Source organism: Collinsella aerofaciens, from assembly GCF_028207065.1.
Taxonomy (GTDB): Bacteria; Actinomycetota; Coriobacteriia; order Coriobacteriales; family Coriobacteriaceae; genus Collinsella; species Collinsella aerofaciens_AR.
In genome coordinates this window covers 1-8822 of the sequence record NZ_JAQLFP010000046.1, presented here as the reverse complement: position 1 = coordinate 8822, position 8822 = coordinate 1, and the positions used below count along the sequence as shown (strand labels likewise).

Below are 8822 nucleotides of genomic sequence, written 5' to 3'. Positions count from 1 at the left end.
AGGTGCGCATCCGGCAGCTTTGCGGTCATGCTCCAGAACGGGAGCGTGATGATGCCGGGGGTCATCTCGCCCACGCCAAGCTCCAGCAACAGCACGCGGCGATCGCTGCGCTCGCGCACGAAGCGCTCGTATCGTCCGAGGCTCTCGCGCCATGCCGCACCCTGCAGAAACGTGTCGTCGCGCACCCACGGCACAAGCTGCCAGCCGCAGTGCGGGCATCGGGGGACATCCTCGCTGCGGACCTCGAACCCCGCCATGCCCGCGAGCATGCGCTCGACGTAGGGGCTCGCCTCGAAGAGCTCGTCGCAGCATGGCTGCTTGCACTGAAGGTGCGCGAAGCTTCCCTGATAGTTGCAGATCCTCTCGGTGGGAAACGTCTTCTCGACCTGGGTGTCCACATTGGTGCTCAGGATGAAGTAATCCTTATGGCCGATGAGGGACCGTAGGTCGAGATAGGGCTGCGAGGTCGGCTCGCGCAGCATGAAATCGATATATCGCGCGTAGTAGGCCCATTGCTGCTCGAGGCTGGGGTAGAGGTGGTAGAAGCCGTCGAAAAGGCTCTTGACTACTTTCGATTGATGCTCAGTGCCCATTGTATTCGCTACGATTAAACTCGGCACAGGGGATACTGGTTTTCCGTGCGAAAACGCTCATGCCGCTAAATTGAGCGACCGCCTGTACTGCAGCGGGATCATCCGCCCGAGCGATCCCTTAATCCGTCGCCCGTTGCGCCAATCGGCAGAAGCCACGCGTGGACGCTAATCGCTCGAGCGAATCGTCGTCGGTTTCCGTTTAACGATTTCTTTTTCCGCTATTATCCGACCCTCGGACTTCCTCGTGATAGAAGTAGTCCACGATCACCGGATGCCCCTGGGGGACTCTGCCATAAGGCATTTCGTTGTCCACAAAGGGGCAATCGTACTTCTTGGCCATTTCCTCGGCTTTTACTTCAAGCGCTTCAAAATAGCTACGGTTGCGCTTGTTATAGATCTCATCGTAAAGCGGTACGAGATTGGGATGTTTCTCGGCGATATAATCCAGGATCGCTTTTTTGAAACCACCCCGAAGATTGAGATTTTCGAGCCAAAACAAATCGCACCGATCTTTTACTCGCTCAAAAATCATCTCAAAATCCGTGATGCCGGGAAATACCGGGGACACGAAGCAGACCGTACGGATACCTTCGTCATACACCTGCTTCATAGCAGCGATACGACGCTCGATGCTCGACGCGGAGTCCATATCGTTCTTGAAGTTCTCATCCAGCGTGTTGATCGACCATGAAACGGTCACTCGTCCAAGCCTCTTCAGCAGATCGATATCCCGTACCACAAGATCGGACTTTGTGCAGATCAGAATATCTGCATCGCTGCCAATCAGCTGCTCCAGGAGTTTCCTGGTATTCCCGAATCGCTCCTCCTGTGGATTGTAGCCATCCGTCACAGAACCGATAACCACCCGCTGTCCAGCGTATTTCTTCGGATTCTTGATTTCCGGCCAATGCTTCACATCAAGAAAGGTGCCCCATTCCTCCTTGTGTCCGGTAAAGCGCTTCATAAAGGAGGCATAGCAATACTTGCAGGCATGCGTGCAGCCTACATAGGGATTGACCGAGTAGCCGCCTACCGGCAGGCTGGACTTGGTCATGATGTTCTTTGCTTCCACCTCATTGATGAGGATTCCATCGATCACTTCCGCCATGTTCTCTGCACCTCCAGCACTCTTTCGAATTCTTCCGGCAATTCCTGAATCATGTTTTCGTCCCCTATGACAGAGACGAGGTCTTCCTTCATAAACATTGGAATGCCAAGCGCGTGCGCCTGGTCCGTCAAAGACCATGCCCACTCCGGTTCCGTATGAACCTTCCTGCTCTGCGCCCCGGTCATGGTACCGACGACGATCCAGTTGATTCCGGAAAGGTCGACCGTACCGGGATCGTCGAATAGCGGCTCAAAAGTAACGAAGAAGTGATTTGCTTTGACGTTTTTCCGAAGGGCGTCGATACGCCACAGCTCCGCTTTCCTCGTCACCGTAACGCCGAACCATGCGTTTTCCAGGTCGGTATCTAAATCCAGCAAATCGGGTCTCTTGGTCAGGAACAGGAACTGATGCTGTGGATTCTCATGGATCTTTGCAAATACCTCGTCTCGCCATTCCAGCTTCCACCCGGAGAGATCGCTCATGCCGGTAAGGAGAAAGTTCTGCGGGCGTTTCTTTTCCATCATCTTGAGCTTGCTCGGGAAGAACGCAGGATCAGCGAAGTCGTCAATCATATGCCAACGTTTCACATTGTTACGGGCATAGCAATATGGACACCCCACCGTGCAGCCGATGACGATATTCATATTCTGAATCTGATTTTTGATGCAGATGCTCATAACGCCTGCTTACCTGCCTCTCCCGTAAACACGCAATCAGCCTTCCCCACCTTGCGGGCAAAAGCCTCGATATCTTGCTTGCAAGCAGCAGGCTCGCAATCGCTCAAATCGTATGACGTGCCGCCGTTTCGATAGACGGCCCGATGGGAAAACGATCGGCTGACAAGCCCGATGCCGAGCTTCTCGCACAGGGTCATCCGTGCTCCCTTTCAGCTATAAAAAACAGGTGTCTATAAACAGTATCCTTGTTGATTTTCGCAGGGGCAATGAACAAACGCGTGCACCTGTCGATAAACGAACAGCTACTGGACATTGTCAAACGACTCAGATTGGAGAGGCGATGGGAGAAACCAAGATCGACCGCCGGCGGCGCTACACCCTCTCGGTCATACAGGAGGCGTTCTTCGCGCTGCTGGCCGAGGTCGGCTTCGCGAAGATGACGGTGGCGGACATCCGCCGCCGCGCCGAGATCAACCGGGGAACGTTCTATCTGCATTACGAGGATAAGTACGCGCTGCTCGATGCGCTTATCGACGAGGCATTGGCAGCGGCTCCCCCGCTTGAGGGGGTTGAATCGGCAACGCTTTGCCAGCGTCCGCCGGCAGACGACGATTATCGCCTGCTTTATTCGGACAGCGACGCATACGCTCGCGTAGCCCAGCGCGTCATAGAACGCGGAGCGGAGCAGATGGTTCCCTGGGTCATGGAGAAAACAGGGCTTTCACGCGAAGACGCCTTCCTGCTCTTCGTCCACAACGTCCAGGGCAATCTGGCCGTCAACCGCCTGCTCGGCTGGAGACGAGGCCCCGAGTTCGCCCATGCCCAGGAGCTGCTCAACGCCTATTCCGAAGGGGGCTTACTGGCGGTATCCGCTCTTCGCGATTCCGATAACCCATCGTGACCTGCGATTCAGGAATACCAGCCTCCGAGCCCTCTCGTTCGGAGGCTGCGGCTAAAACCTCATTGCGCGTCTACCGCTCCGCGTTACTCGCCACCTGCCCGCGCCACCGAGAGCAGCATGCTCAAATCGGTCTGGATCGCCTCTGCCTTGCTTCCAAGCTGCAGCGGAGCCGAGTCGCCCGAGATGTTTACGCTCAGCAGGTGCGCATCCGGCAGCTTTGCGGTCATGCTCCAGAACGGGAGCGTGATGATGCCGGGGGTCATCTCGCCCACGCCAAGCTCCAGCAACAGCACGCGGCGATCGCTGCGCTCGCGCACGAAGCGCTCGTATCGTCCGAGGCTCTCGCGCCATGCCGCACCCTGCAGAAACGTGTCGTCGCGCACCCACGGCACAAGCTGCCAGCCGCAGTGCGGGCATCGGGGGACATCCTCGCTGCGGACCTCGAACCCCGCCATGCCCGCGAGCATGCGCTCGACGTAGGGGCTCGCGTCGAAGAGCTCGTCGCAGCATGGCTGCTTGCACTGAAGGTGCGCGAAGCTTCCCTGATAGTTGCAGATCCTCTCGGTGGGAAACGTCTTCTCGACCTGGGTGTCCACATTGGTGCTCAGGATGAAGTAGTCCTTATGGCCGATGAGGGACCGTAAGTCGAGATAGGGCTGCGAGGCCAGCTCGCGCAGCATGAAATCGATATATCGCGCGTAGTAGGCCCATTGCTGCTCGAGGCTGGGGTAGAGGTGGTAGAAGCCGTCGAAAAGGCTCTTGAAGCCAAAGGCTTGCTGCCAGTCCGCCATTCCTGCGCGCGCCATGCCCGCGCGGTTGTAATGGTTGAACCCGGCGGCGCTCGACATGCCCGAGCCGATGCCGACGATGATGGCGTCGGCATCGTCGATAAGGCTTCGAAGCATACGCGCTTCTCTTTCTAGGGGTGGCATCGGGCGATCTCCTCGAAAGCCGGGGTCATATCGCCGTCAACGAGAATCGTCTCGCACGAGGCGTCGGGCGCCATGGCCTGGCTGTAGTTGAACACGATGTAGGTGGCGTGCTCGCAGACGTTCGCGATCTGGGCGAGCATGTGCTTTATGATGCCGTTGCGCAGTCCCACGCCAAGTTCGAGGATGGCGACCCTGCCGTTGCGATGGGCTTGCACAAGGCGCTCGAGCTCCTCGAGCTGGGCCGTGGCGAGGGCGTCTGGATGGGCGAGACGCCGCTCGTCGATCGACGTGCGTATGCTCCCCTCCGTCTCGAGCACGCGGTTCTCGTTGAACCCTGCGCGTACGAAGTGCCCGTCGATATTGCACGTGATCACGAAGGTGTCAGCGTGCTCTGTAAGACGCCGCAGCCCGTTCATGAGCGGGCTGGGCTCATACTCGACATACTCCTTTTGATGGAACCGCTCGACCCATCGGCTTCGCACGCTGGCATCCGGGGAGGCGAGCCCCTGCAGTATGCAGCCGATGCCGTCGGCCTGAGCGAGGTCGCCGTACGCCTCTCGGAAATGAGCATCGGCGCAGAAGAGGTTGAGCCCCTCTGCCATGTCCAGCCCGTTGCTGGCGCCGATGATGACAAGATCCGCCTCGGCTAGCGCCCTGCCTATGCGAACTGCTTTCACCGTTTCCATGTGCTACCTCCCCAGCGTCTTGCGCACGTCGGCGAGCACGTCGGCGATGTCGGCGCGAACGGCGAGCCCCCAATCCTCGATCGCGCGGGGGAGAAACTGCGTCCTGTTGTTCACGGCGATGTAGCTAGCCTGCGACAACTGCGCCGTGAGGGCCCAGAACGGCTCCTGGATAAACGCGGGCGTCATGCGGCCCACGCCCAGCTCGAGGAAAAGGATCCTCTGCCGCGCGTGCGCGTCGAGCCAGTCGGACACCTTGTGGTACTGCTCCTCGTAGAGCTCGCCCTGCAGGAAGTTGCCGTAGCCGCGAACCCAGGGGAACGCCTCTGCCCCGCAGTGCGGGCAGCGCGGCACGAGCTCTGTCGGAACCTCAAGGCCGTCTCCCATGGCCTCTACCATGTTGGAGACCGGCTCGACCGCATCCCACACCGCGTCGGTGCAACAGCGGGAGCACTGAAAGAAGCGGTGGTCGCCTTGGATCTCTGCCACCTTCTCCCAGGGGTAGAGCTTCACAAACTGCGTGTCCTGGTTGGTGGTGAGCACGAAGAAATCCTTCTCGGCGAGAATGGCGTCGAGGTCCTTGTAGGGCTTGCGCAGCGGGGCGTTGAGCGTGGTGTCGAGGAAGGTGGCGAGGTATCCCCAGCGCGCCTCGGCGGTGGGCCAGCGGTAGAACGACCCCTCGAAAGCGCCCTTGAAACCGTAACGCTCGGCGAATTTGCCGAAATGCCTGCGATAGGTTGCGTTGTCCTCGTAATAGAAGTCGCCGCCGCCCGCCGCGGAGAGCCCAGAGGCCCCGCCCACCAGCACGCAATCGGCTTCCTCGATCATGCGGGCGAAGTCCCTGATTTGCTGGTCGTAGGGCTCGGGCTCGCGGTCACTCAGCTCATAGGGCGTGCCGCCGCTGCGGTAGGCGGCCTGAAGGGAAAACGATTGGTTGGTGAGCTCGATAACGAGCTGCTCGTACAGGGTCACTGGATACCTTCTTTCAGCTATTATAAACAGGTGTCTATAAAAAGTATCCATGTCGATTTGCTTAAGAGCAATGAACAGCTTCGGCCTGCTGTCGATAAACGAGCGTTTGCCGGGCATTGTCGAGCGTTGCAATTGGAGGGGTAATGGAAGCGGGGAAGATCGATCGTCGCCGACGCTATACACTCTCGGTCATACGGGAGGCGTTCTTCGCGCTGCTGGCCGAGGTCGGCTTCGCGAAGATGACGGTAGCGGATATCTGCCGACGCGCCGATATCAACCGTGGCACGTTCTATCTGCACTACGAGGACAAGTTCGCCCTGCTCGACGCGCTTATCGACGAGGCCTTGGCGGCGGTGCCGCCGCTCGAGGGAACGGAGGCGGGCGCCCTCTGCCAGCGTCCGCCGGCAAACGATGACTATTATCTGCTCTACTCGGATGACGACGCGTACGCCCGGGTGGCACAGCGCGTCGTCGAGCGCGGCGCCGAGCAGATGGTTCCCTCGATCATGGAGGAGACTGGGCTTTCGCGCGAGGACGCCTATCTGCTCTTCGTCCACAACGTCCAGGGAAATCTCGCGGTCAACCGCCTGCTCGGTTGGAGGCGAGGGCCCGAGTTTGCCCACGCTCAGGAGCTGCTCAGCGCCTATTCCGAAGGGGGCATGCGGGCGGTATCGGCTCGTCGCGATCCCCGTAGTTGATCTTGACAGCGTGCCATTTCAGGCAGGCGACGTTGCTATGGCCCCTCTTTGGTTTTCGATGTTGTATAAGGCAATCGCAATCGCCTTGAGCTTCTTTAGGGAACTTGAGCAAGAGATATGGCCTGCTGGCGATTGATTAACCCCATTTGTTTTGGTTACAAGAAAAAATGCTGCGCGCCTGCAGCATGAAGGAGAGGGAATCCTATGAATATCGTTGTATTGAGTGGCAGCCCGCGTAAGGGCGCCAATACCGATACCATGGTCGAGGCGTTTGCCGAGACCGCGCGTGAGGGCGGCCATACGGTCGAGGTCATCCGCGTTGCCAGCAAGAAGATCGCCGGCTGCTTGGGATGCCAGTACTGCTTCGCCCATGAGGGCGTCTGCGTGCAGAAGGATGACATGGCCAACGTGATTGAGTCGCTGAAAGACACCGACATGGTTGTCTTCGCTTCGCCTATCTACTGGTTCGATATCACCGCGCAGGAAAAGACCGCCATCGACCGCCTGTACGCCTTCGGTGCCACGGGTTTCCCGTTCACCAAGACGGCCCTTTTGCTCGATAGCCACAGCGAGGGTGTCTATGATGCGGCGATCGCTATGTACAAGTCAACCTGCGCGTACTGCAAGTGGGAGGACCAGGGCATTGTCACGATTGGTGGCATGACCGAGCGCGACAGCATGGCATCGTCGCCCAAGTTGAAAGAGGTGCGAGAGCTCGCTCGCAAGCTCGCCTAAGGACAAGAAGAACGCATGGCAATCAGCGTTGGTGGAAATGCTTGCTGTCCTTACCGAGAGATAGGGGCGAATTCCCTCAAGTGCCGTATAGAACAATTTTTAAACGCAGAAAAATAACTGAAAACAAATTAATCCGCGTTAAAATATTGTCAAATAGAAGTTCATGAGGGAAGGTTACGTATGCGTCGCAAGGCAGACGAGCTCCTTAGGGAATGGCGAGACAGAGCTGATAGAAAACCTTTGCTGGTCAAAGGCGTGCGCCAGTGTGGCAAGACCTATTTGCTCAGAACGCACGCCCAGGATCTTTTCGAATCGGTTGTCTACGTTAATCTTGAGAACGACCGGTCGGCGCGAGCGGATTTTTCGGGCGGTCTTGATCCTCATTCGATCGTACGTGCGATCGAGGCTCGTACGGGACAGCGTATCGTGCCTGGCAAAACCTTACTGTTCATTGACGAGATCCAGGCATGCGAGGAAGCGCTCACTTCCCTTAAATACTTTTGCGAAGATGCTCCCGAGTATTACGTTGCGGCTGCCGGGTCGCTTCTTGGGGTTGCCATTAACCATCAGTCGTATTCGTTCCCCGTCGGAAAGACCGACTTGATTGAGATGACTCCACTCGATTTCGAGGAGTTTCTCTGGGCGATGGGGCACGATCAGCTGGTCGATGAGATACGCTCGTCATTCGAGATAATGGGTCCTCTTGCGCCAAGCCTTCATGAAAAGGCGCTTGGGCTCTATCGACAGTATCTTGTTGTTGGCGGAATGCCCGAGGCGGTCCAAACGTACATCGATGATCAGTCAATCATTGATGTGGCCGAAAAGCATCGGATTATTCTCGACGGATATTCCGCCGACACCAATAAATATGCTGATGAACGCTTGAGCGCAAAGACGCGTGCGTGCTTCGATTCCATTCCACAGCAGCTTGCCAAAGAGAATCGTAAATTTCAATACAAGGTAGTGCGAGCGGGGGGCAATGCGTCTCTCTTTGGAGATGCTCTCGATTGGCTTGTATTGTCGGGTACGGTGGCGCGCTGCAGCCTAGTCGGGCAGATCGAAAGCCCTTTAGAGGCCTTCGTTAACCCTTCTGCTTTTAAAATCTATCAGGCGGATACAGGGCTGCTGGTCTCCAAGGCCGGTGCTCAACGCGCCGATATTCTTGCTGGTATCGGCGGCACATTCATGGGTGCACTTACCGAAAACTACGTTGCCCAACAGCTTTCAGCCATGGGTTATCCACTGCATTATTGGGCGCGAGATAATCGTGCGGAAATCGACTTTGTAGTAGAGAAGCAGGGATGCTTGTCTGCGATTGAAGTCAAGGCGGGGGAGAACACAAGATCTCGAAGTCTGTCCTCACTTAAAAAGACCCATCCGGGCGTGCGCCTTATCAGGCTATCGACTAAGCCCTTTGGAATGAATGATGGGCTTATGTCTGTTCCGCTTTATGCGGCATTTTGTCTATAGGGATGATGCTGGTGTAATGCATGGGGCCCGGGGCGCAGCGTTTACTGCGCTCC

The 8822-nt window shown here is 57.4% G+C and carries 11 protein-coding genes; 4 read left to right on the top strand and 7 right to left on the bottom strand.

The genetic code is table 11. From position 1 onward, the window contains the following. The 4 genes from PMX72_RS09910 to PMX72_RS09895 all read right to left on the bottom strand — a co-directional run. Nucleotides 1–593 (bottom strand): SIR2 family NAD-dependent protein deacylase (locus tag PMX72_RS09910; protein ID WP_465038280.1); only part of this gene is annotated, 593 nt, incomplete at its 3' end. A 199-nt stretch (nucleotides 594–792) separates the two neighbouring features. Continuing rightward, nucleotides 793–1701: a radical SAM mobile pair protein B gene (locus tag PMX72_RS09905; protein ID WP_055252675.1), complete on the bottom strand. Its 909-nt coding sequence runs from the start codon at nucleotides 1699–1701 to the stop codon at nucleotides 793–795. After that, nucleotides 1689–2378: a radical SAM mobile pair protein A gene (locus PMX72_RS09900; RefSeq protein ID WP_055252677.1), complete on the bottom strand. Its 690-nt coding sequence runs from the start codon at nucleotides 2376–2378 to the stop codon at nucleotides 1689–1691. Before PMX72_RS09900 ends, PMX72_RS09905 begins: the two co-directional genes overlap by 13 nt. Beyond that, nucleotides 2375–2575 (bottom strand): hypothetical protein, encoded by a 201-nt coding sequence (locus PMX72_RS09895; protein ID WP_271729817.1) that lies wholly within the window; start codon nucleotides 2573–2575, stop codon nucleotides 2375–2377. The genes PMX72_RS09900 and PMX72_RS09895 overlap by 4 nt, the downstream gene beginning before the upstream one ends. Before the next feature lie 143 nt (nucleotides 2576–2718). On the opposite strand from PMX72_RS09895, the gene PMX72_RS09890 reads away from it, so the two are divergent. Then, on the top strand, nucleotides 2719–3279 hold the full coding sequence (locus tag PMX72_RS09890) for a TetR/AcrR family transcriptional regulator (RefSeq protein ID WP_271729819.1): 561 nt from the start codon (nucleotides 2719–2721) through the stop codon (nucleotides 3277–3279). Between the two features lie 83 nt (nucleotides 3280–3362). Here the strand turns inward: PMX72_RS09890 and PMX72_RS09885 are convergent, their stop codons facing one another. Genes PMX72_RS09885 through PMX72_RS09875 form a run of 3 tightly spaced genes read right to left on the bottom strand, consistent with a single transcriptional unit; the run spans nucleotide 3363 to nucleotide 5866 of the window. After that, nucleotides 3363–4184: an SIR2 family NAD-dependent protein deacylase gene (locus tag PMX72_RS09885; protein ID WP_271729821.1), complete on the bottom strand. Its 822-nt coding sequence runs from the start codon at nucleotides 4182–4184 to the stop codon at nucleotides 3363–3365. 14 nt (nucleotides 4185–4198) lie between these two features. Continuing rightward, complete coding sequence (locus PMX72_RS09880; RefSeq protein ID WP_117799862.1) at nucleotides 4199–4897, bottom strand: SIR2 family protein; 699 nt, start codon at nucleotides 4895–4897, stop codon at nucleotides 4199–4201. A gap of 3 nt (nucleotides 4898–4900) precedes the next feature. Then, nucleotides 4901–5866, bottom strand: a complete 966-nt coding sequence (locus PMX72_RS09875) for an SIR2 family NAD-dependent protein deacylase (protein WP_199411147.1) — start codon at nucleotides 5864–5866, stop codon at nucleotides 4901–4903. Nucleotides 5867–6009: 143 nt separating this feature from the next. On the opposite strand from PMX72_RS09875, the gene PMX72_RS09870 reads away from it, so the two are divergent. The 3 genes from PMX72_RS09870 (at nucleotide 6010) to PMX72_RS09860 (ending at nucleotide 8769) form a co-directional block, all read left to right on the top strand. After that, nucleotides 6010–6564 (top strand): TetR/AcrR family transcriptional regulator, encoded by a 555-nt coding sequence (locus PMX72_RS09870; protein ID WP_117790848.1) that lies wholly within the window; start codon nucleotides 6010–6012, stop codon nucleotides 6562–6564. A gap of 204 nt (nucleotides 6565–6768) precedes the next feature. After that, the gene (locus PMX72_RS09865; protein ID WP_117790849.1) at nucleotides 6769–7299 is read left to right on the top strand and encodes a flavodoxin family protein; all 531 of its coding nucleotides are present in this window, start codon (nucleotides 6769–6771) and stop codon (nucleotides 7297–7299) included. A gap of 180 nt (nucleotides 7300–7479) precedes the next feature. Then, a complete protein-coding gene (locus PMX72_RS09860) occupies nucleotides 7480–8769 on the top strand; it encodes an ATP-binding protein (RefSeq protein WP_117790850.1) in 1290 nt (429 codons plus the stop codon). Nucleotides 8770–8822 lie beyond the last annotated feature (53 nt).